The organism is Vibrio sp. T9, from assembly GCF_003123985.1.
Taxonomy (GTDB): domain Bacteria; phylum Pseudomonadota; class Gammaproteobacteria; order Enterobacterales; family Vibrionaceae; genus Vibrio; species Vibrio diabolicus.
In genome coordinates this window covers 166,037-190,151 of sequence record NZ_NIGY01000001.1, presented here as the reverse complement: position 1 = coordinate 190,151, position 24,115 = coordinate 166,037, and the positions used below count along the sequence as shown (strand labels likewise).

General features: G+C 44.8%; 19 protein-coding genes. 7 read left to right on the top strand and 12 right to left on the bottom strand.

Annotation, left to right across the window (positions count from 1 at the left end; translation table 11 throughout):
* Positions 1–31 precede the first annotated feature (31 nt).
* Positions 32–1,972 (bottom strand): alkaline phosphatase D family protein, encoded by a 1,941-nt coding sequence (locus CBX98_RS00860; RefSeq protein ID WP_172605906.1) that lies wholly within the window; start codon positions 1,970–1,972, stop codon positions 32–34.
* A 9-nt stretch (positions 1,973–1,981) separates the two neighbouring features.
* Complete coding sequence (locus tag CBX98_RS00855) at positions 1,982–2,332, bottom strand: hypothetical protein (protein WP_005377676.1); 351 nt, start codon at positions 2,330–2,332, stop codon at positions 1,982–1,984.
* Between the two features lie 236 nt (positions 2,333–2,568).
* On the opposite strand from CBX98_RS00855, the gene CBX98_RS00850 reads away from it, so the two are divergent.
* Positions 2,569–3,873 carry a MipA/OmpV family protein gene (locus tag CBX98_RS00850; protein WP_109168367.1) on the top strand — a complete coding sequence of 435 codons (1,305 nt, stop codon included), beginning with the start codon at positions 2,569–2,571 and terminating at the stop codon, positions 3,871–3,873.
* A gap of 62 nt (positions 3,874–3,935) precedes the next feature.
* Positions 3,936–4,355, top strand: coding sequence for a hypothetical protein (locus CBX98_RS00845; RefSeq protein ID WP_225311865.1), 420 nt, complete (start codon positions 3,936–3,938; stop codon positions 4,353–4,355).
* A 74-nt stretch (positions 4,356–4,429) separates the two neighbouring features.
* Here the strand turns inward: CBX98_RS00845 and CBX98_RS00840 are convergent, their stop codons facing one another.
* Positions 4,430–5,014, bottom strand: coding sequence for an FMN-dependent NADH-azoreductase (locus CBX98_RS00840; protein WP_046875241.1), 585 nt, complete (start codon positions 5,012–5,014; stop codon positions 4,430–4,432).
* A gap of 185 nt (positions 5,015–5,199) precedes the next feature.
* On the opposite strand from CBX98_RS00840, the gene hrpA reads away from it, so the two are divergent.
* The 5 genes from hrpA (at position 5,200) to CBX98_RS00815 (ending at position 13,027) form a co-directional block, all read left to right on the top strand.
* On the top strand, positions 5,200–9,186 hold the full coding sequence (gene hrpA / locus CBX98_RS00835; RefSeq protein WP_172605905.1) for an ATP-dependent RNA helicase HrpA: 3,987 nt from the start codon (positions 5,200–5,202) through the stop codon (positions 9,184–9,186).
* Positions 9,187–9,368: 182 nt separating this feature from the next.
* Positions 9,369–9,848 carry an outer membrane beta-barrel protein gene (locus CBX98_RS00830; RefSeq protein WP_005394221.1) on the top strand — a complete coding sequence of 160 codons (480 nt, stop codon included), beginning with the start codon at positions 9,369–9,371 and terminating at the stop codon, positions 9,846–9,848.
* A 199-nt stretch (positions 9,849–10,047) separates the two neighbouring features.
* Positions 10,048–10,563: an outer membrane beta-barrel protein gene (locus CBX98_RS00825; RefSeq protein ID WP_005394222.1), complete on the top strand. Its 516-nt coding sequence runs from the start codon at positions 10,048–10,050 to the stop codon at positions 10,561–10,563.
* Positions 10,564–10,935: 372 nt separating this feature from the next.
* A complete protein-coding gene (locus CBX98_RS00820; protein WP_005394224.1) occupies positions 10,936–12,516 on the top strand; it encodes a BCCT family transporter in 1,581 nt (526 codons plus the stop codon).
* 121 nt (positions 12,517–12,637) lie between these two features.
* Entirely contained in the window at positions 12,638–13,027 is a 390-nt protein-coding gene (locus tag CBX98_RS00815) for an ATP-binding protein (RefSeq protein WP_046875242.1), read from the top strand.
* Positions 13,028–13,047: 20 nt separating this feature from the next.
* Here CBX98_RS00815 and CBX98_RS00810 read toward each other — a convergent pair whose 3' ends face one another.
* The 9 genes from CBX98_RS00810 to CBX98_RS00770 form a co-directional block, all read right to left on the bottom strand.
* The gene (locus tag CBX98_RS00810) at positions 13,048–13,686 is read right to left on the bottom strand and encodes a sugar transferase (RefSeq protein ID WP_005394228.1); all 639 of its coding nucleotides are present in this window, start codon (positions 13,684–13,686) and stop codon (positions 13,048–13,050) included.
* Between the two features lie 10 nt (positions 13,687–13,696).
* On the bottom strand, positions 13,697–14,884 hold the full coding sequence (locus CBX98_RS00805) for a glycosyltransferase family 2 protein (RefSeq protein ID WP_109168366.1): 1,188 nt from the start codon (positions 14,882–14,884) through the stop codon (positions 13,697–13,699).
* On the bottom strand, positions 14,877–15,995 hold the full coding sequence (locus CBX98_RS00800; protein WP_172605904.1) for a glycosyltransferase: 1,119 nt from the start codon (positions 15,993–15,995) through the stop codon (positions 14,877–14,879). The genes CBX98_RS00805 and CBX98_RS00800 overlap by 8 nt, the downstream gene beginning before the upstream one ends.
* A 220-nt stretch (positions 15,996–16,215) precedes the next feature.
* Positions 16,216–17,649 carry a chain-length determining protein gene (locus CBX98_RS00795; protein ID WP_109168365.1) on the bottom strand — a complete coding sequence of 478 codons (1,434 nt, stop codon included), beginning with the start codon at positions 17,647–17,649 and terminating at the stop codon, positions 16,216–16,218.
* Positions 17,646–18,770, bottom strand: coding sequence for a glycosyltransferase (locus CBX98_RS00790; RefSeq protein ID WP_074191434.1), 1,125 nt, complete (start codon positions 18,768–18,770; stop codon positions 17,646–17,648). The genes CBX98_RS00795 and CBX98_RS00790 overlap by 4 nt, the downstream gene beginning before the upstream one ends.
* 115 nt (positions 18,771–18,885) lie before the next feature.
* Entirely contained in the window at positions 18,886–20,250 is a 1,365-nt protein-coding gene (locus CBX98_RS00785; RefSeq protein WP_006742945.1) for an O-antigen ligase family protein, read from the bottom strand.
* Positions 20,247–21,677 carry a lipopolysaccharide biosynthesis protein gene (locus CBX98_RS00780; RefSeq protein WP_046875247.1) on the bottom strand — a complete coding sequence of 477 codons (1,431 nt, stop codon included), beginning with the start codon at positions 21,675–21,677 and terminating at the stop codon, positions 20,247–20,249. Before CBX98_RS00780 ends, CBX98_RS00785 begins: the two co-directional genes overlap by 4 nt.
* Complete coding sequence (locus CBX98_RS00775; protein WP_047008757.1) at positions 21,670–22,842, bottom strand: glycosyltransferase family 4 protein; 1,173 nt, start codon at positions 22,840–22,842, stop codon at positions 21,670–21,672. Before CBX98_RS00775 ends, CBX98_RS00780 begins: the two co-directional genes overlap by 8 nt.
* Before the next feature lie 11 nt (positions 22,843–22,853).
* A complete protein-coding gene (locus CBX98_RS00770) occupies positions 22,854–24,038 on the bottom strand; it encodes a glycosyltransferase (protein WP_109168363.1) in 1,185 nt (394 codons plus the stop codon).
* Between the last annotated feature and the right edge of the window lie 77 nt (positions 24,039–24,115).

Here is a 24,115-nt window from a genome sequence, read left to right as displayed (position 1 = left end):
AAGAAAGGGCAAGTCATTTTGGGAGCGAGATTTAGCCTTCTGCACGAGTTGGTGGAAAATGTACCTCTTCACCATCGCTCGTTAGAATGCTAATTTGACTCGGCTTTCCTTCGTCATCAAGACGTAGCTCACCAATGGCGCTGTGGTTAACTAAGCGATAAAAATTGTGCGTACTTGGTGCGCGTTTGTAGATCTTTAGCCGCTTACGTTTTGTGAACCAGTTTAAAGGTGAACGAGGGCTATATAGCAGTCTATCTAGACCATCACAAATATTGAGCAATTGGGTTGGGAACTGATTTTTAATCCCGCTACAGGTGATTTGATAGATATTCGGACTATTTTTTCGGTAGCGAAGTTTAATGTCGTATGCAAAAGAGTAGTGCACGTCGCCAGAGAGAATAACGAAATTGGTCGGCGTCTTAGTATGTGTAAAAATACTAATAAGCGTATTCGCACTTCCGGGGTGCGCCATCCAGTTTTCAGCATCGACCATTAATGGTTTACCAAGCATCGTTACTACTCGCTGCAGTGCTTCGATAAATTTCACTCCGAACATTGGCGCGGCAGAAACAATGATAACTTTGTCTTGATGAACAAGTTCTTGGTGGAACTCAATCATTGCTTCCCAGTCCATTAACCCAGAGGGCTTGTTCATTTTAGACTCAGAACGCCAGCGTCTGGTTCGCGTATCTAGCACGACAACTTTTGGCGTCGTCGGAATGGTGTAATGCCAATTCTCAAAGCGATACAAATATTGAATAAATGCATCTTGAGTTTGTGAGGAACGCTCGTTGAAAAAGCGTTGAGCGATACTCATAAACTCATCATTGAATTTTTCTGGCGCGTTTCCCCACCCTTGGCAGAGCCAGTAGGCAATCAGGCTGTTGCCTATAATACGTTTTGCAAAGGCGTTGCTGTACGCGGCTTGTTCCCAGCCTATGGTAAGGTTCCAATCGTCGGTGACATCGTGATCATCAAAGATCATGTAGGTTGGAATGTGAGCAAGTAGGCGTTGAACCTTATCCAGACCTGAGACGAATTTATCTATTTGAGCTTTTTCTTCTCGCCATTGCTGTTGCCATTTGGGGTCGAGAGTTGCTCCGCCGACAGTAAACTCATTTTCTAATAAGCGATCTGTCCGAATAAGCTTCCATAAGGTCGGAGACCAAACCAATAAGTACATTGCAAAGCATTCGGCAAAGCTTATTAGATGGTTTTCACACTCTTTGGCGCTGAATATTGGCGTCCCTCTGTGCGGGAAAAACGTACTCAGTAAACTGCCATCATTCACATAATGAGGCAACAATTTGTCCCGACCATAATAACAAGCTGAGTGCTGGTAGAGGGCATTGGTATTTTTTATCGGCGCTTGCTCGAATTCTTCGCCCGGTAAACCGAGTAGGGCAATGACTTGTTCGATGGCGTCCAGAGTAGGGCCTGCAACATGGTCTGCGTAGATTTGGTCACCACTCATGATGAGCATATCTGGTCTTTCTTCGATGGTTTGAGATGCGATTTTATGATCCGCAGCGACCAATGTATCTTTACTGAAGTGGTGGGGATTCCGGCACGAGCCATGTAGAACATAATCTGCTTTTTCGCTGATTAGGAACTCAACGCCCAAATTTGGACAGTTATCTCGTTCATAAGTCAGATGAGGAAGCAGTTCCGTTACGGAGCCGTGTTGCGTTTGTATTTGATAGCGTAACGTTTGATGGGGCGGAAACTCGCCCTTTAATTGCAACAAACAGCACCACGCATTGAGACCGATTTGAAGCTGTTCTTTTTGCTCACTTAAGGGGGCTTGATGAAGGACGGAGGCGTTTTCATCCGTAATTTGCACCATACCCTCCAAGCGTTGGGTGGTGACTAGCCAAATATTGATTTCAGTTGCGGTCACTTTGCGCAAAATCGGACCTGCAACGATAAGAGGAAGTGAAGATGTTTCAGTCGTATTCATCAATGCTGGCAAAACGGCTCCTTATGTGTCAGCTTCTTCTTCTAATATTTCGATAACTTGTGAACTGCTAAGTTCATGTCCCATAAGGAATAAACCTAGCATGGCATCGGCTTTTGACGCGTTATCACTGTCTTCATCCAAAATCTGCTGAAGTCGCGTTCTGATTAGATCTATTTCGTGCTCGACGAAGCCGCGTCCCTCTTCGTCTCCCTGACCATCTTCTGGAGCATTATCAAAGTGCAAAAATAACATGTCACCATCAAGTTGAGTCCCTATCAACCTTTCAGGCAGCCATGCTTCTCCCATCACAATGTCTGGGTCCGTGTCTGCGGGTAAATGATTCAAGGTAGAGATGAGTTCTGATGCTTTCACTTTTTACTTCATTATGTTTGATTTAGAACTAAGCTAGAGTTTTAAGAGCTTGTTACGATAGTAAAATATTCACAAATAAGCTCATCTAGTCGTGCAATATTAATATAATCTTGGGACTCAAACTGTCACGAGGATGACAACATTTGTCATTGTAACGGCTATCATCAGAAGAACATAAGCTTTAAATGGCAAATCATTGATGTTTGCCTGCTTCTCAACCAACATTTTTCGAACTCATGAAGAGATTAATTCTAACAACACTCACTTTGCCTTTAGCTGCGATGGCTTCTTCTGCGTATGGTGTAGAAGAGCAAACGTGGGGAATTGCAGCGATGTATCGCACCGCATCGATCCCGTTTTATACCGCCGATAATGACTCGACGGTGAGTACATTTGTACCAATGATGTTCTTTGAAAACGAGCATTTGTATATCAATGGCATTGAAGGCGGCGTTTTTCTGTATGACGAGAGTGATTCTGACTGGCGCGCGAGTGCGATCATGCGATTGAGATTTGTTGATATTCCCATGTCGCTACAAAATGCCAATGAAGGGGACAGAGTCGACTTTGGTGGTCAAGTTCGTTATAGCATTAACGACAACTGGCGCGCAGAGTTAGAATTAATGACGGACGATGAACTCCAGTTTCACTCTAATTATCGCCTTGCCGCTAATTATGCGTTTGGTGATTGGGAGTTAGAGCCATCTATCACGATTCGATACAAAGACGCTGACTTCAACAGTGAATATTATGCGTTTAAAGATGTTACTGGGGAAAGAATTGGAGCAGGACTTGACGCCAACCTCGGCATCAAAGCGCGTTATCATGTGACTTCCAACTTGTATTTATTGGGGGAGACGAGTGTCACTCGCTTAGATGATAATGCCTACAACAGCCAGCTTGTAGAAGACCGATATCAAGGTGAAGTGTTTGTCGGTTTTGGCTTTTTCAACGATAAAGGCAAAGCTCCGAAATCAACACTGAGCAATAAACCATACCTACGTATCGCGCATGGTTGGGCGACGCCTTCAAATATTGGTGAAATATTTAGCTTTGAGAGAGAAAAAGACCCATACGACAATCAACTTACTTCATTGTTTTATGGGCACCCGCTAACGGACGAGTTGTTTGGTTTTCCTCTTGATATTTATTTAACGCCAGGTTTGGTTCATCACTGGTCGTCCAGTGTGCAGTCCGCGAGCACAGAATACGTGATGGCGATTAAGGCTTATTATACCGTTAATTGGCCAACGACTTGGCGATTTGGTGTTGCGGAAGGTATGTCATACGTCGACAACATTACCTACATCGAAGGAACCGAAATGGAAGACAAGGGTTATACACCAAGTAAGCTACTGAACTACTTAGACTTCTCGTTTGATGTAAATATAGGTGACTTATTCAACCAAAAAAACTGGGAAAATATGTGGGTGGGTTATTCATTGCATCACCGCTCAGCAATTTTCGAAAGTGCGTCCCAGTTTGGGCGCATTAAAGGCGGGAGCAACTACAATACCATTTACTTCCAGTTCGAGTTTTAGAGCATCGTAAGATGCATATAGGTCGGATTTGCAACTGACTTCTTTATCGCCCATTATGAGTAATGATGAATAATACAATGCTGCTTTCAACGCGAACCTTCGTGTATCGTGCCAAAGTTAAGGCTGTTTGTGATGCATCTGATGAATCGGATGGCATGAGCACCATGAGTATCGACTCCTCATTCAATATTCAAATTGAGGCGATAAACTGTACCAACGATGAATTTGCCAAGCGCTTTTTTGTCGTCCACGGGGAAGGACATTTAGAGGGTGACGAATGGTTAGTGTTGTACGTCAATTCTCTTGAGGTTGACGTTGGAGACGATCTCGAAATTCCGAGTGATGTCGCGTTTGATGCGATGATTGAGAATATGATAAACGAAGCCGAGCAGTCTTTGGAAAAGCTCTATCACGAAGCGCTACACAACTTAGAGAAAGTGAATCGCTCTGGGAGAAATAAGATAATTTCTAAACACGATTAGGGTATTTTGATCGACAAGGGATTGGCGCGAACCAATCCCTTGTTATTTACATTCTTCTATCTAGCTTGGCCAATTTACGCTATCGCTGCAAGTTGGCTCTGCGCTTCAGAAATGCCTTTCGCAGCGAAATCTTCACCCATGTTTAGCGCTTCCGCATAAACAAATTCCACATCAGTGATACCAACGAAACCTAGCACGGTACGCAGGTATGGTGTGACGTTGTCTGTTGGTGAATCTTTATGGATACCACCGCGAGTCGTGATGACAATCGCTTTCTTACCTTCGATCAGGCCTTGAACGCCGTTTTCTGTGTATTTGAATGTCACGCCAGCGCGAGCAATCAAATCAATCCAGTTTTTAAGCTGAGTCGGAATCGTAAAGTTATACATTGGTGCGGCAATAACCAAAGTGTCTGCGGCTTTTACTTCTTCAATAAGGGTATCCGACAGTTCGACAACCGCTTGTTGTTCTTGTGAAAGATCTTCCGTTGCGCGAAGTGCAGTGGCAACGGCGAAGTCCAAAACTGGTAATGGGTTTGCAGCCAAATCACGAACAGTTAGCTTGTCTTGGTCTACATTTTTGATGAAGTCTTCAACCAGTTTGTTTGATTGAGAGTAATCGCCAAGGATGCTTGATTTTAGAGCTAGTACACGAGACATAATGGTTATTCCTTAAATAAGTGCTTTTGACTATGGGAGCCATTATAAGCGAGGCACGTTGGTTAAAAAGTATAGGGATTCGCTGAACATGTTCGAAAAATTTGAATGTGGTTTCGGTTATCTTGTTGCAGATCTTGTGTGATACAATCCGCGCAGTTTTTGTAATGAAAAGAATAGGAAACGCTTTGACTTCGTCACAGCCCCCAAAAAAGAATCCCGCTGAAGAGCAAGCGACACCGTCAAATGGTGTGCAAAAGGCGACAGCGAAACAAGATAAAGCACCTCAGGCTCAAGTGAATAGCGCGGCGTCTCTACGCAAAGCGTTAAGCCAGTGCATGATGCGTGACCGCTTCCGTTTAAGTAAACGCATTTCTGGTGCGAGCAAAATTAAGAAAGATGCAGCACGTAATGCTGTGTTTGATGAAATTGCACTCGACATTGCTAAATCGATGATGGTTGCGGAACAACGCAGCAACTACAAACCAACGATTGAATACCCAGAAATTCTGCCCGTCAGCCAAAAGCGTGACGACATCGCTAAAGCGATTGAAGAAAACCAAGTGGTTATCGTCGCGGGTGAAACCGGTTCTGGTAAAACCACTCAGCTGCCAAAAATCTGCGCTGAGCTTGGTCGCGGTAAGTTCGGCCTGATTGGTCATACTCAGCCTCGTCGTCTTGCGGCGCGTTCGGTTGCGAACCGTATTGCCGAAGAGATGGAAACCAAACTGGGTGAGTTTGTTGGTTACAAGGTTCGATTCAACGATCAGATCTCTGAAAATACCCAAATCAAATTGATGACGGACGGTATCTTGCTGGCTGAAATTCAGCATGACCGTTTCTTGAATCAATACGACACCATTATTATCGATGAAGCGCACGAGCGCAGCCTTAACATCGATTTCATCTTGGGTTACTTGAAAGAGTTGCTACCACGTCGTCCTGATTTGAAAGTGATCATCACGTCGGCAACCATTGACCCAGAGCGCTTCTCAAAACACTTCAACAATGCACCAATTATTGAAGTGTCAGGTCGTACTTACCCAGTAGAAACCCGTTACCGCCCACTAAGCGGTGATGACGACAATGATCGTGACCAACTTGAAGGCATCTTCGAAGCGGTCGACGAATTGTGCGATGAAGGTTTAGGTGACATCCTGATCTTCATGAACGGTGAGCGTGAAATTCGTGATACCGCAGATGCACTGTCTAAACGCAATCTGAAGAGCACCGAAATTGTGCCGCTTTACGCGCGTTTGTCGGCGGGCGAGCAGAACAAGATTTTCCAACCTCATACTGGTCGCCGAATTGTACTGGCAACCAACGTGGCAGAAACCTCGCTAACCGTTCCGGGCATCAAGTATGTTATCGACCCGGGCACGGCGCGCATTAGCCGCTACAGTTACCGAACTAAGGTTCAGCGTCTTCCAATCGAGCCGGTTTCTCAGGCGAGTGCGAACCAACGTAAAGGTCGTTGTGGTCGTGTGGAAGAGGGTATCTGTATCCGTCTGTACTCAGAGGAAGATTTTGAGTCGCGCCCAGAGTTTACCGATCCCGAGATCCTGCGTACCAACCTAGCATCGGTTATCTTACAGATGACCGCTCTTGGCTTGGGCGACATTCAAGCCTTCCCATTTGTGGAAGCTCCGGACAAACGTAACATCCAAGATGGTGTTCGTTTGCTGGAAGAGCTTGGCGCGATTAATTCTGAGGTAAAAGACCCGAAAAAACGCCTGACTTCCATCGGTCGCCAATTAGCTCGTTTGCCAATCGACCCACGCTTGGCGCGTATGGTATTGGAAGCGCCAAAATATGGTGCGCTTAAAGAAGTGATGATCATTGCAGCGGCCTTGTCGATTCAAGATCCACGCGAGCGTCCTTCAGACAAACAACAATCATCAGATGATAAGCACCGTCGTTTCTTCCATGAAGAGTCGGACTTCCTGACGTTTGTGAATTTGTGGGAATACATCCAAAAGCAGCAAAAAGCGTTGTCTAGCAACCAGTTCCGCAAACAGTGCAAGCAAGATTATTTGAACTACTTGCGCGTTCGCGAGTGGCAAGACGTGTACTTCCAAATTCATCAGTCGATGCGTGAGATGGAATTCAAACTTAACGATGAGCCTGCTTCTTACCATGGTGTACACAGTGCGATCTTGGTTGGTTTGTTGTCGCACATCGGTATGAAAGACCAAGAAAAGAATGAATATCAAGGCGCGCGCAATGCTCGTTTCCATATCTTCCCTGCATCGGGTCTATTTAAGAAACAACCTAAGTGGATAATGTCAGCCGAGTTGGTGGAAACCTCGAAACTTTGGGGCCGTATCATTGCCAAGATTCAGCCGGAGTGGATTGAGCCATTAGCCAAACACCTTATCAAGCGCAGTTACAGCGAACCGCATTGGTCGAAGAAACGCGCGGCGGTGATGGCGCACGAAAAAGTCATGCTTTACGGCGTGCCAATCGTACCGAAACGTTTGGTGAACTACGGCAGTATCGATCCGACCGTTAGCCGCGAAATCTTTATTCGTAGTGCATTGGTTGAAGGTGAGTGGGAAACCAAACACGCGTTCTTTAAACAAAACCGTAAGCTTCTGCAAGAAGTGGAAGAGCTTGAACACAAATCTCGTCGTCGTGACATCTTGGTGGATGATGATGAGCTGTTTGATTTCTATGACCAACGTGTTGGTACCGAAGTGGTGTCTGGTAAACATTTCGATACGTGGTGGAAAAAAGCATCGAAAGAAGATCCTGAACTGCTGAACTTTGAAAAAGAGATGCTGTTCAAGGGTGATGCTAGCCATGTGACCGATTTGGATTACCCGAACTTCTGGCATCAAAATGGTTTGAAGCTCAAGTTGAGTTACCAATTTGAACCGGGCGATGATAGTGACGGTGTCACAGTGCATTTGCCGTTGCCGATTTTAAACCAAGTTGAGCCAGCGGGCTTTGACTGGCAGATCCCTGGTCTGCGTCATGAGCTTATTGTTAGTTTGATTAAATCGCTGCCGAAGACGATTCGTAAGAACTTTGTGCCTGCGCCGAACTATGCCGATGCATTCTTAGCACGTGTAACACCAATGGAAGCGCCGCTGCTAGACTCGCTAGAGAAAGAACTGCGCCGCATGACGGGTGTAGAAGTATTGCGTGAAGACTGGAACTTGGAACAGGTGCCTGAGCACTTGAAAGTGACGTTCCGCGCGGTTGATCATCGAAATCGCAAACTGAAGGAACATAAAGACCTTCACGAATTGAAAGAGAGCTTGAAAGACAAAGTTCAAGAAACGCTTTCTAAAGTGGCGGATGACGATATTGAACAGCAAGGTCTGCATACGTGGAGCTTCGGTGAATTGCCGAAAGTGTATCAACAAAAACGTGGTGGCTACGATGTAAAAGCGTATCCAGCACTTGTTGATAGCAAAGACAGCGTTGAAATCAAACTCTACGAAACCGAATTTGAGCAGATCACCGCAATGCGTGCTGGCCAGCGTCGCCTAATTTTATTGAACGTACCGTCGCCAATTAAATACTTGCACGCTAACTTACCGAACAAATCGAAGTTGGGTTTGTATTTTAACCCTTACGGCAAAGTGCTTGATCTGATCGATGACTGTATCGCCTGTGGTGTCGATAAGCTTATTGAAGAGCAGGGTGGCTTAGTTTGGGAGCCAGAGAAGTTCGAAGCGTTGAAAGAACACGTTCGTGCTGAACTGGGTGATACCGTCGTAGAGATCGCGAAACAGGTTGAGACTATTCTGACAACGGCGTTCAGCATCAATAAGAAGCTAAAAGGCAAAATCGACTTCACTATGGCGTTTGCTCTGTCGGATATCAAAGCACAAATTGAAGGCTTGATCTTCAAAGGCTTTGCGACGGAATGTGGCTGGAAACGCTTGCCGGATATTCTTCGCTACATGCGTGCGATAGAGCGTCGTATGGAGAAGTTGCCAATCGATCCAAACAAAGATCGTTTACACATGCTGAAGATTGAATCTGTGACTCAAGACTATAAAGAGTTGCTGAACAAGATCCCGAAAGGTGTGGCCATTCCTGAAAACGTAAAGGAAGTGCGTTGGATGATTGAAGAGCTTCGCGTGAGTTACTTTGCTCAACAATTAGGCACTCCTTATCCTGTTTCTGATAAACGAGTCAAAAACGCGATTGATGCTTGCTAATCAACCAGTAAAATAGCGTCAGATTTGTAATTCTCGCGTATGAGGTTACTGGTACACTAATTGCTAGTAACTCAATAAGCGTTATTTTTTAGTTCTGGGAGGCAATGGTTCGCCTCCCTTTATTTGTAGTACCAACGACTGAGTTATGCAGACGTGGGAATAATAAAGAGTAAAGGTAGATGATGAAAAAAACTCTATTAGCAGTGGCGCTACTTGGCGCATCTTCTGCGGCAATGGCAGATTCTTGGATTTACGGTGGTGCAACAGTAGGTCAGTCTGACTACAAAGGTGAGACGGATACATCATACTCTGTTCACGTTGGTACAGGCATCCTACCTATCATTGGTATTGAAGCCGGTGTGACGCAACACGGTGAATTTAACGTAAATGGTCAAGACACTAAGCTAACGTCTTACTACGCAGCACTTAAGCCAAGCATCGACTTTGGTCCACTGCATGTGTATGCAAAAGGTGGCTTCCACCAGTGGGACAAAGAAGTGAAAGGCGGCAAAGACGATGACGATTTGGATCTAATGTACGGTGTAGGTGCTGAGTACTTCATTTTTGGTCCGATGTCTGTTGGTGCTAGCTACATGAACTACACGGCGGGTAAAGACGATATCGGCACGTTCTCTGTTAACGCAACACTGCATTTCCTATAAGCGTCTAGCTTTCTAACACCCATATGAAAAACACCGACTTTATGTCGGTGTTTTTTTGTCTGGAAGTCACAAAACAAAAGTTGAACATAAATTATTCACTTTTGGATCTTAAAATGCTCATGCTTTCCAATATATAGTGGCGATTAAATGCGCATATTTGCGTAATGTTTCGCTTAGGAATCGCTTAGGAAGGGATAGTATGAAAAAAACACTCTCGTTATTAGCTCTAACGTTGTGCTCAACATCAGCAATGGCTGACTCATGGATTTACGCTGGCGGTCAAATCGGTCAATCTGATATCGATAGCGAAAACGATACAACCTATGGTATTCATGTAGGTACTGGTATTTTGCCATTCATTGGCATTGAGGCAGGTTACTTTAACCACGGCAAGGTGGATTTATCACTGAGTGGCAGCAGGGGTAGTGCTGATTTTGATTCATTCTATTTAGCAGCGAAACCAAGCATCGACTTTGGGCCGCTTCATGTCTATGCCAAAGGTGGCATCAATGCATTCAATGTTGATTATGACGGCGGACTGAGAAATTTAGATAAAGATGATGGTGTCTCCTACATGTATGGTGTCGGTGCCGAATACTTCTTGCTCGATAATGTTTCTATTGGGGCAAGCTATCAAGCGTTTGGCGTGGATATTGACAGCGATAGTGACACCGTGAGCAGTGTGACGGGGAATATTACCTTCCATTTCCTATAATACTCAATCTATATGAAAACTTTACTGACATGGTTTCATCGCTAGCTTTGAAACCAAGTCAGTGTTACTTATCTCAATTTACGCGTCCATCAATGATAAAGCCACAGAGCGCAAGTATTTCCAGTGCTTTTCGAACGATCAAATTACGATAAAATCAATCGTTAGACCTCATAATTTTTGTGTTGATATTACTTTGTTCTCATCTGCCTTTAACTGAGCCAAAAATGCAATAAATGGCGATTTTTTGCAAAAATATGTGATTACTGCTAAACTTCGCCCCGCTTTAAAACTTTAGAGTTCAAATTAATGGAGGGCGGTATTGGAGTTCTTCTCACCTGAGGGGCGTTTCAAATTCACGTTAAATTTGTATTTATGGATAATGCATTTAAAAAATATAGTATCGACACAACAGACTATCAGGTTGGACAGGACAACGTTCAAAAGTGGGGATTCGACATACATAACCCCGTTTTTGGCATCAGTGCGGGTCTCGTTGTTTTCTGTCTAATTTCACTTCTTCTTGTTGAGCCAACCACTGCTCGTGATGTATTAAACGGTCTGAAAAACGGAATTATCGAACAGTTTGATGCGTTCTTTATGTGGTCGACAAACTTCTTCTTATTATTCGCTGTTGCTCTTCTTTTTTCTCCGCTGGGTAAAATCCGCTTAGGTGGCAAAGAAGCAACGCCGGATCACTCAACCGTTTCTTGGTTGTCGATGCTCTTTGCTGCTGGTATGGGTATTGGCCTTCTGTTCTGGAGTGTGGCGGAGCCGACCGCGTACTTCACTGATTGGTGGGGAATGCCACTGAACGCAGTGCCATACACAGAAGAAGCGAAATCACTAGCGATGGGTGCCACCATGTTCCACTGGGGTGTGCATGGTTGGAGTATTTACGCACTCGTTGCACTAGCACTTGCGTTTTTTGCTTTTAACAAGGGTTTACCGCTTTCATTGCGCGCGGCGTTTTATCCAATTTTTGGTGACCGAGCATGGGGTTGGTTGGGACATGTTATCGACATTCTTGCCGTTTTATCCACGCTGTTTGGTCTTGCAACGTCGCTGGGTCTCGGTGCTCAGCAGGCGACCAGTGGTATTAACCATGTCTTTGGTCTAGAAGGCGGCATTGGTACACAAATGATTGTGATCACCTTTGTTACCTTTATCGCGGTGCTATCAGTAATTCGTGGTATTGATGGTGGTGTTAAGCTACTGAGTAACGTCAATATGGTGGTTGCGTTTGCCCTGCTTATTTTCATTACCTTTATAACGTTTGATACGGCGTGGGGTTCGCTACGCGACACAACAATGGCTTACATTGAAAATATTATTCCGTTGAGCAACCCCCACGGTCGTGAAGATGAAACTTGGATGCACGGCTGGACGGTATTCTACTGGGCTTGGTGGGTATCTTGGTCACCGTTTGTTGGTATGTTTATCGCGCGTGTGTCTAAAGGTCGTACGGTTCGAGAATTCCTGTTCGCAGTGATCGTTATTCCTACTGTCGTTACCTTGATTTGGATGTCTGTATTCGGTGGTATCGCGCTTGACCAAGTGGTGAATAAAGTCGGTGAGCTAGGTGCAAATGGTCTAACTGATATTTCACTGACTCTGTTCCATGTTTACGATGCGCTACCGTATAGCTCAGTGATTTCAATGCTTTCTATCGTGCTGATTCTGGTGTTCTTTATTACATCATCAGACTCTGGCTCACTGGTTATCGATAGTATCACTGCGGGTGGTAAGATTGATGCACCAATTCCACAGCGTATTTTCTGGGCTTGTATTGAAGGTGCAATTGCAGCCGTTATGCTTTGGGTTGGTGGCAAAGAAGCCTTGCAAGCATTGCAGTCCGGTGTGGTTGCAACGGGATTACCGTTTACCTTTGTTCTGTTGTTGATGTGTGTAAGCTTGGTTAAAGGGTTAAGAACCGAACTGTCAGCTTACAAATAAACACTATCCACTATTGAATTTAAATGCCGAGCCTAATGCGTTCGGCATTTTTTATTTCTACTTTTCTTTTTCAATAATTCCGTTACAGTTTGGGCTTATTCCCACCTCATTTAACAGCATTATGTCACTGGCGAAACTCATTCTTATTCGTGGACTTCCAGGTTCAGGTAAAACAACCTTAGCAAAGCAACTGGCGATAGAGCTTGGTGCTAAGCATTTTGAAGCTGACATGTATTTTGAAAATGATGAAGGTGATTATCACTTTAACCCAACTGAATTACCCCAAGCGCACGAATGGTGTTTTCAGCAAACTCGAGAGTGGTTGAACAAAGGGAAAGTCGTGATTGTGAGTAATACGTTTGTTCGGCACTGGGAGATGAAGCGTTACTTGGACTACTGCGTGAAGAAGCGCATTGAGGTGGAAGTTAAGGTGTGTCGCGGAGCGTATCAAAGCATTCATGATGTACCACCAGCGACCATCGAAAAGATGCGACGCCAGTGGCAAGAGTGACCGTTACCAGAACCAGGGGGTTACTGACCTCGTCCGTCAATCATCACAACGAATGTTTTGCTCATGATTGAAAGGTCCATTGAAATCCAAGAGTAGAACGAACCTAAGCTTAGTGCGTAACTGTGATCAAACCCAACTTTACGTCGTACATCTTCAATACAAGCATCGTAGCCTTGGTTAACTTGCGCTAGGCCTGTAATTCCTGGTAATACGCCATATGTGCGTTCTACAAAATAAGGGATTTCATCTTCCAACTTTTGGTAGAAAGCAGGGCGCTCTGGACGTGGCCCGATCATCGACATTTCACCTCTCAACACATTAAACAGCTGTGGTAACTCATCCAAACGCGTCTTACGTAAAAAACGTCCTACTGGTGTTATTCGAGGATCATTCTCGGTTGCCCAAACTGCACCGGAGCGTTGCTCCGCATCAATATACATGGTGCGAAATTTCATGATTTGAAAAAGATCCATTTTTTCTGGTGTACAGCGCCCAACACGCAGTTGACGATAGATCACTGGGCCTTTTGATGTGATTTTTATAGCTAGCGCGATAAATGGGAATAGTGGTGCAGTGACGAGCAAAATAAACATTGCAACCAGTACATCAAACGTTCTTTTCGCGTGGCATACATTTGAATCGTAGCGTGAGTTTTTCATGATGCTTTCCTTATTGGTTGACGCGTTTCCAACGTCCATTTTCCATTCCTAGCAAATACTTCATACCGCCGATGAAATTGGCGAGATGACCAATGACGATGTAGCTAATCAGTTTAAAAGGCTTGACTGTGTTAAGTGCAGGCACCAAGTAAGTGACAAGTGCGATACCATAAACACAGGCTTGAGCGAGCAGCATTATTTGAAACAGCGGGTTGTGTGCCAGTAGCAGTGAACAAACCAAGCAAACAATCATCAAATAGGGTGTTGCTAAGCGCAGAACCTTTCCCGATAGAAATGCAAAGGCAGTGCCACGATAGCGAGGTAGCAGTAATTGCTTTAATTGCATGAGCTGCTGCATGTTACCCGCTGAAATTCTTAGGCGTCGCTTGAAGTCTGCGTCGTCTGAGCTTTGTTCGAGTTCAAGAGCTAGCATGTTAGGTTCGTAGATAGCGTTATAGCCTCGCAAAACGATTCTCATAGGGAGAATAAAATCGTCATTAATGGTGCTGACTTCAAGTGGTTCAAATAGGTGGGTTCTGAATGTATAAAACGCACCGTGAGAACCAATCGTTGAACCTAGCAAGGATTCTTGGTGCTTCACTCGAGACTGGTATTGCCAGTACGCTGCTTCACCTTGGTTATCGGTACTCATTATTTGATATGTCGCGTTAACCACTCCAACCTTCTCATTTTGATAATGCTGACTAGCTAGCAACAGAGAATCGCAAGAAATCAATGCCGATGTATCACTCAGTGCGGTAATGTCCGAGCTAACATGACGCATTTCTTCGTTGAGTAGGGCAACTTTACCGCGATTGACTTGGTGGTCATTAATGATGAACAGTGTATCGGAGCAGATTGCTTCTTGAATCGTCGCTTGAGCAATCTCGGCTGTGTTATCTGTGCAGCCATCACATGCGATCACCACTTTCAATTTATCTCTTGGGTAATCTAAGCTCGCAAGGTTGCGGATCTTTTCTGCTATCCATTGTTCTTCATTGTAGGCGGGCACGATGACAGTAATAGATGGTAACTGACTGTCTGTTTGAGAGGCTTTGTAAGCTCGCTCTACAAATGGTGCTGTGGTTTTTTGCTGTTTTAAAGGAAGCCATTTAAGTAGCAATGGATAACCAACATGATGATAGACAATCAAAAATGCGGATAAACCAAAACCTGTAATCCAAAGTAAATCATTCATAGCTAGCCTCCTTGGCCAAACGTGAGTAGCGACCCACCATGTCTCTGATATCAAAATGTTTGAGAATAAAAGTTCGAGGAGAACCATGGGTTGATTTCAATTGCTGCGACAAAGCTTCCGCCAAAGAGAACACTCGGTTGGCTTCAACCAATGTGCTGTTAATCGGGCAGAGCGTCTCTTTCACGCCACCAACATCGGTTGCGACACAAGGAACGTCACATGCTTGAGCTTCTAGTGTTGAGAGAGGGAAGCCCTCTTGAAGCGACGGTAAACAAAATAAATCGAGGCTTTGGTAAAAGCTGGGCATATCATCGACCAAGCCTAAAAAGGTAACGCGATCCTCAAGTTTTAACGTTCTAACTTGTGCTTCCAATTGAGCTCTCTGAGAACCATCTCCAGCAATGGCTAGGTGTGTGTTTGGCGTAAGATGAGAGAAGGCTTCGATAAGCACTTTATGGCCTTTAACTGCTTCTAAACGTCCAGCCACTCCAATCACGGTTTTGTTGGCTGGAAGCCCAAACAAGTTTCTCTTGGTTGCTTGATTACCGCTTTGAAATTTCTGGCAATCGATTCCATTGTGAATGGTGCAGACTTTGCGGTAATTCAGTTTTGTCTGGATTTGTTCGGCGACAAAGTTCGCATCGGCAACCACATGTGGACGAATCATTTTTAGCAGTAGGGACTGCAGTCGAGCTGACTTTCTGTTATTCAGATGCCAGGCGTCGTGCTCAGTATGGATAATTACTGGCACCTGCGCTAAGCGTGCCGCAATCCCACCATATAATAGTGGACCGATATGGTGAGTGTGGACCACATCAGGCTTAAGTCCTTTGAGCATGGAAGTCAGCGTACTTATGGTTTTTCCGCTGAATCCAGGTTTCTTATTGAGAAAGTGCAGTTGGCCTTGGTAGGCCGAGAGTTTTGACCAGCATTGCAGTGCTTGCGCTTTGCTTCCCTCTAAACTTACGACAAACACGGAATGATTCGGTTGCGCAAAACGAAGCATCTCTAATACGAGCGTTTCCAAACCGCCAGGAGCTAAGTGCTGCACGACGTGTAATATCACTTTTTTATTGCGTTGAGTGCTATTTTGTTTTTGTCTGAATTCCATTCTCAAACCCTCGTTGAGTTCTTTGTTTATTTAGGAATTGCAGACTGCGTGCCAATAAATTAAGTGTTTAAAAACATGAGGTTAACGTCGATATATATGAAGGGCGATGTTTATTCTCAATTTGAGATTCATATTAGTGGAAACCTTACACGGAGTTAGAATAAGCACAAAAAGAAAAGCACTCGCTGAACGAGTGCTTGTAATGGAGTGTTAACGGCTGTTAGCTTCCGTATACCACTCTAGGTAGAGTGGTGATCACAGGAACGCCAAGGTGCTTTTCTAATGCTCTTTTCGAGCGGATAGAGTTATCTGCTAACTCAAGTATCGTCGCTAATCCAATGCCCAAACCCGCGCCACCGATAAACCCTAAAATGACAAACACAAAACTAGGTAAGTTAGACGGAATGGTTGGTGTGAAAGGTTCATCAATGATTTTCACGCGTTTATTCTCTTCAAATACGCCAAGTGAACCAGTTAATTGAGCCATTTCATAACGCTCTACAAGGTCATCATACATTTCTCTTTTTACCGCGACATCACGAGCTAGGCGGTTAATTTCTGTTGCTGTGCTACCAAATCGATGCGCATTACTTTCTAACTCTTGAATCATTGTTCGTAAGCTATTGGTTTCTTCTGTGAGAGCTTCAAAGCGTCCGCGCATAATTTGCAGTTGGTGAAGCTGAGAGACCAGAAGAGGCTGAGCTTCTCCAAGACTGTTTACGGTGGTATTGCTTGCGATATCCCAAAGTTGGGCGCTGTTTAATTCCGGTTGTTTAGAGTTCAATAGTACTGAGCGCTCTTGCTCCAAGCGGTTTAACTCTCGTAGCTTGCCTTGAACCATGCTATGCGCCTCAGTGTACTTGGCGCGAAGCAAAGTGAGCTCACTACGAATGTCGATGATTTGTTCTTCAAGCTTACCGATAACCGGGTTGGTTTTAGAAAGCTGTTGGTCCAAACTACCTAGGCTTCGGGTAACACCAGCAAGCTCCGCTTCTTTTTCTGCCAAGGTTTGTTTAAGACTTGCCAGACGAGTCAGGCTTTGTGCTTGCATTTCAGGCGTCGCGTGAGAGTAAGTATTCTTGTATTCTGCGAACGCTTGCTCTGCTTTATCCAGCTCTTCACTGCGTTTATTAATATGGATGGTTAAAAAGTGACTTGAATCTTTAATTGAAGATCGTTCAGGAGCTAAAAGCTGTTCGACAAAATGTTCGCTGACGGAGAGTAACATCGACTCCATGCCATTCGGTTTGCCACTTCGTAGTTGGATTTGAATGAAGTCCTTACCAAGCTGCTGAACAGACAAACGCGACGCGAGATCTTTAATGATGAACTCTTGCTCTTTAGCACTCATGTCGTCACTAATCAGCGCTTGTTCTTTGGCAACTGAGTACAAAACATGTCGGCTTTTTAGCAAGGTACTGAGTGCGCTCAATCGGTCTTTCAGCATGGTTGAGACGGCAAGATCTTGAAGGAATGGGTTCATTTTCGCTGTCTCTTGGATAAGCATACTTGTATGAGCGACATAAGTCGTCGGAACCAGTTTACTTACGATGAAACCCAGCACAGGCAATACAAGCATAGGAATAACGATCATGTAGCGACGTCTCCAAGCACCATGTAACAGTACACTGAGGTTTTCTCTTAAATCGTTCATAGCGCCCTCACTAATTTATCAACTTGGTTGGCTCTTGCTTCCCAGCTTTGCTGTTGAACAAATGACTTTGAATCTGTCGGTGGTGGTAGGAGGTGATCGAGACTGGCACACACGTCTTCGACATCTTGAACCACATGGAGCATATGTTTGTAGGGCATTAATGCAGGAAAGGGCGTGCTGATAACAGGGGTTCCTGTTGCCAAGTACTCAAGAAGTTTTAGCGGATTACATGCCTTGATTTGAGCGTTATCAACAAAGGGCAACCAACTGGCATCCCAGTGTTGGGAGTAACGTGGCAGAGTGTGATGCGCTCTCGGGCCCAGGTAGTATACGTTGCATCTTTGTGGAAGCGGATTATCACTGAACTCGTTAGGGCCGATGAACACGAGATCCCAGTCAGGTGCTTGGTCTGCGACTTGGGCAATTAAGTCGTAGTCTAACCATTCAGACAAACTGCCATAAAAGCCCAGCACTTTGCGACCATTATTAGGAAAATCTTCAGCCTTAGGTGCTGGCTCAGAAAACAAACTAAAGTCGACACCGTGAGGTAAAGTGACGGTTTTACCAGATGAAAATTGAGCGGCGAGTTTGTCACTTGCTGTAAAAATCACATCAGCTGCGTTAACCAGTGTACGTTCATGCTTGGCAACCGTGTCGTGGTCAACACCAGCTAAAGCGCTAAAGTCATCGCCACAATAGTAAATTAGCCCACGTGAATTCATTTCCGCACAAACATCTGCGGCCGTCGGGAGAGATGTCCAAAATATAGGCTTATCAAAACCAAGAGCGTGTAACTGTTTATTGAGCTGGTATTTCATCATCTTAGCCGCTACTTTTCTTGCCAGCGCAGAGCTTGGAGCAGGAATAGTGAGTAGGTTAATGGTGTGAATATTTGGGTTTATTTCAGACTCTAACGTTGGCTTGTGCGATCCAGCGTTATTAAACACACGAGCGAGCTTGTTTAACGCACGTTGCATGTCTTTAGCGGTCAGCCTAGGTTGACGCAGACCGATTGAGTTAACCCAAAGGATGCGGTGGCTAGTTGCTAGTCGTTTGACAATGTGTTGAGTGGAGGAGGGTAACCCGCCAAAATCTTCTCCAAATACTACGATGTCTGTCATGTGGCTCTCCTTGAGTCTTCGTTATTTGATTACTAATCAAGAGAGTAATCACAATACGTGCCAAGGATTTATTTGATATAAAACAGGTAATTAGACTTTCTATTGGTATTTGAAATTAGGGTTTCTCATTTTGACAATCACTTTGAACGATTCGGCTAACGACAACCGTTAATGCTGCCAGAATGTAAATTGGCCAAGTGAAACCTTGAGTGAGGAAAGTACCTGATACGATGGTCCCGATAAGCCCACTTAAGACTGCGTTTGCTCCAACAGAGAGGGTGTAATCCGATGTTGGCGTCAGTAGTGAAATAGAATGCAAAGAGGTTCGAATCAATGACACAATCAATGTAATGAACACGGCGAGTCCAACAAACCCCGTTTCTGCTAATACGCCAAACCAAGTACTGTGTACGGCGTGATTGATGCCATCCCAGTGAGGGCTATAGAAATAGTAATTGAAGTAGAAATTATCAAGCCCAACCCCAGTTAACGGATGGTGGAGAGCCATTTTAAATGCGGCTTCCCACGCGTAAAGTCGTCCCATCGCAGAGGCATCTATACCATCCTCGGCTGCGCCACCCGATTCTCGCCCTGAGATACCAGCAAATGCGTAGAGTACGATGGCTGCGACGGCGCCTAGTACTAAGACTAACGTTTTGCTTTTGATGTGCTTAAAGGCAAAGTACGCAAATACCGATAGAGAGCCTAACAAGCCCCCGCGGCTTTGTGTCTCAATAATCGCAAAAAACAATACCAAACAGGTAACAAGTGCGAAGAGTCGGAGATGTTTAGGTGAACGTTTCTCCATCAACTGACTAACGGTAAAGGCGAGGGGAAACATTAATACCAGCGCCAAGTCGTTCGGATCGCCGAGTACTGAACCTATGGAGCGTCCAATCGATACGCGCGTCCCTTCCACTAAATCAATGCCATTCGCTGCGTTTTGTAATGCGACTAAACCAATCAACAATCCGGCGAAAATTATCGCTTTCGACATTTGTGCCAACTGAGCCGGTTTGGTAATAAGCCAGGTGATCGCCAATGTCATAATGATGATTTTCCAATAGGTATTTTTGAAAACCGTAATGGCAATGTCACGACTGGAGGCAAAGACGATACCGATGATCACCAACCCCCAAAATATGCACAGCCATTTTAATGAAGGGTGCCAAAAAGCAGTAAGCTGGCGACTTATCAAAAGGTGGAAAGCAAGTGCGGCCAGTGCCCCTAATGATAGTAGCAATGGGATCTTAAAGTTATAGATAACGGGAAACGCTTCATGAATACGAAAGAATGAAAAAATAACGAACAGCGTGACAAGCCAAAACGTTTGGTTGAGAACGAATAGTAAAGCAAGTGGGGCGAAACATAGTGCGACAATCAAAATAGGGTGAGGCATAACAATCCAAAGCAGGCCGATACAGACGGTAATCGTCAGCGCTGCGATGGACTGCTTTCTTCTCACCTTGGTTTCAGTCATAACGAGTATCTCTTCACCTGTCCACGCCACTTCACCATGTATCGAGTGAGCGCATTTAGCGTCTCTTTACTCATATAGCGAGTGGCTATCCCTGCCAGCAAAGTGCATGTCAAAATGCAAATTGCGATGGCGATGCCTATTGATTGTGAAGAGTGAAGCAGGAACAGTGCCACACCGGAGATAATCTGCAATAAAACCATCAGACTTAGGTGAAAAGGCAACGGCATGCATTGTTGGCCTATCACATAAGTAAGGCCAAGCTTACACAGTTGAGCGTAATAAAGCGCAATGAAAACTCCATAGATACCCAGGGACGATAGGCCAAACAGCAAAGCAATTGCAACGCATGCTGAGACGACATTAATACCCAGTAACCAGCGAGTACGACGCTTGTACAAAATGGAAATATTAATGAGCTCGCTCCACTCTTTTAGCATAGCGATAGGCAGTAAGAACAAGCTGAACAGTACCGCCTCATGATAGGTTTCTGGTAACAGGTAAGTGATCATCACCATTGCTAATGTGCCGACTGCAACACTTAAACCTGTAATGTAAATCATGCCTAGATGAGTGATGCGCACAGCTTCTGTACTCTTACGCGCTTCTAGGTAATTAAATCGACGTGGCATCCACCACATGCCAAATGGCTGAACTAAAATACACATGCCAACCGCAAATTTTACGGCTATCGCGTAAATCCCTAATGTCGCAAGTGAGGCGTTCGCGCCGATGAACCAGCGTTCAGCGCCATTGAGACAAAACGCAACCAATCCAGCCATCATCATTGGCAGACAGTAGTTTAGGTATTGTTTCGCCACTGTCAGATTTGGCAGAGTCATGCTGTAGCGGTTAATGATGTGCAGCCAGAAAAACTGAGTAATAGCAGCCAACAAGCCACCCCATAAAACAGAAATAACATGTGGGTGAACAGACAGAGCCGTGATGATGAAAATGACCTGAAAAACAGTGGTAGTCACCATGACGTTAAGTAGGGTTCTTGCTTTGTCGTCCTGTGTTCTCAACCAAGCTGTGCCGATTGCGATACTGCCTTCTAGAACGATAGCAAACATAACAATAGCAAACTCGACTCGCGTAAAAGGTGCAGGAATAGGCGCGAGCATAATGATAGCGAGTAGGCATAAAGCCACGATGCCAGCGATGAACAAAGCAAGTGAGTACAGCTGGTTTAGAAGGCTTGTGCGCGTATTTTGATCCTTTTCAACCCCTACGAATCGATACAGCGCTTCATGCAAAGCGAAACTGACGAATAAGGTTGTGACAACGCCAAAGGTGGTAAGCAGTTCAAGCTTGCCCATTTGTTCTGGTGAGAGAAAGTGGGGCAATACAGGCAGCATGATTAAGCTGATGCTTTTGTTTATCACTAACGCGATAGCGAACAGCGACATATTGGTCATTGCTTTAGACATGGTCATATCCTTTGATGTATCGCGGTGTTTTGAGTTTACAATCGCCATTCGGTGCGGATTCTGCTGCAAGATGCTGAGCGATTGGCAGATAACAACGTTCGGCCGTATAAAGTTGAGAAACGTTGAGTGCTTCGATACCCATTGTCACTTTCATCCATGGAGACTCATTCAAAAGGCGAATTGCGTTATGTAACGACGCCACATTGTTTGGTGTGTACTTGATGCAATTGCGGCCATGCGTCAATACGCGATCCCAGTAGCTATCATCATGTGGGATGACGATGCACATGCCGGCTGCGAGAGCTTCTAAAATGGATAACCCAAAAGGTTCGTTAACACTGGTGGAAACAAACACACCACACTGAGAGCGTAGGTCATCTAGGTTATCTGGGCACTCATGCCATTCAACACCTTTTGTGGTGAAGTCTGGTGTTGAATATTCCACACCTGCCACATTTGGTTTGATGTAACACACGGTAGATTTGATCTCTTTTGTCTTATCAAGTGTTAAAGCATCAAGAAAAAGATCGATGTTCTTCCATTTTAGTAAGCTAGCTGCCCAGAAGACGCGGTTTGAAATCGGATTTGCTTGTTTTGGCCAGCGGTCTCTCGATAGTCCGTTAACAAACGTAGACGCATTCAAACCACACCAATAGCGTTCAGTGGCTGGCTTCTCTGTTTTGAGGTAGACCTGTAAGGCCTCTAGCATCGATTCTCGGGTGTTTGCCAAGTAATAAATTGCGGATGCTTTTACCAAGCAGTAGCCGGAAGATCTTGAACGACCAATTGGACCATGAACCATTTGTACCACAGGCTTTTTGCTGATTAATCTTAGTAAGTACAAAGGCATATCATTACTTGGGCAAGATAGACCTAAAAAGCTATCTATCTTTGGTAGTTTCATGCACGCAAAAATCAGTTGGATAAAGTAATACGCGTTCATTAACCAGTAAGTGAGGCCATGAGTGGAGCTCAATGGTGATGGTTTGATTTTGATAATCTGCACACGAGGCGTATCGCTAAGTAGTGACTCCCAATGCTCTGGATTCGTGGTCAGCAGGTAACCAATTACGTTCAGTTTATCGCACTGTTTGAGGAGCTCTGCATTCGCAATTTTAGAACCACCTTGCATTGGGATTGCGTCGAACATTAATACACGTTTCATGACTGGCCTCCTCAATTGATGCTCAACCAGCGTGAAAGAGGCTTCATGCAGTGAGTCATTGGCATTGGTGTAATACTGTTGTTCTCAAGCTCACCTTCATAAATACCTTCAATGGCGCTTATGGATGCTGCAGTCGTGAGGTTTTGGCTAGCATGAAGATAGGCGTTTTCAGCTAGCTTGTTTCTTAGCGCTGCATCTTGCATGACTTGTTGGATAGCGTTTAATAAGCTTGCCATTCCGCGATTCTGGTACAGTAGTGCAGAGTGATTGTGCTCGAACAACTCAGGGATGCCTCCTGTTTTAGGAGCCACGATAGGCAGTTGAGCTAAAGCCGCTTCCCCGAGCACGAGACCAAAGGCCTCTTCATAGGCGCCGCTAATAAAAGCGTCTGCATTCCCAGACATCCATGCACCAGCATTGCTTTTTTCCCCGACAAAGTGGACTCTGTCTTGGATACCGAGATCCGAAGCAAGTTGTTGCAATGTTTCTCTTTCCTCGCCATCGCCAACGATAACAAGATGAGGATTATCGTGATGGTAATTGTGCATGCGCATAGCGTGAATAAGGCGGTCGAATCCTTTTCTTTTAATCAACGAACCTACCGAGAGAAAGGTAAACGCTTGTGGAGGTATTCCGAGGTGAGCCTTGATATCAATGGGCGTATCAGAGTCCAGAAGCGATACACCGTTGTGCACAACATAAAGCTGGTCTTCTGGGTAACCATCCTGAATAATTTCACGACCGACATCTTTACTAACGCAAATCAATTTTGGGGAGAGGTGTAGCCCAAGAGAGAAGCGATCTCGCAATGTATAGTGACAATGAAGTTGGGTGACAAGCGGGATGTGATTCATGCGTGCAGCCAAACACATCCATTGACAAGGACCACCGCTATTAACGTGTACCAAGTCGATATTGTGTTTTTCGATCAGTGCTGAGCCCTGTTTGATAAGGCTATTCCATCCGCTAATATCCCAGCGAGGTACACTCCAGCCACCAACGAGATTGAAAACAGAATGTTCCGCTTCAATTCCGAGCGATTGACACTTATCGATTAGTGGCTGGCAATTTGACCACACGAATGGCTCAAACTTATCACGGTCAATCCCTGAGATGAGATCCAGAAGTACCACTTCACTGCCGCGAATCCAGTTATCACCATAATGAACATATAGAATGCGTTTTGGAGTAATCATAAGTCACCTCTGTCTCCTCATTAACTTGTGTTAACTGCTGAGTTGCAACAGAGATGCCAAAATATGCCATTAGTTTA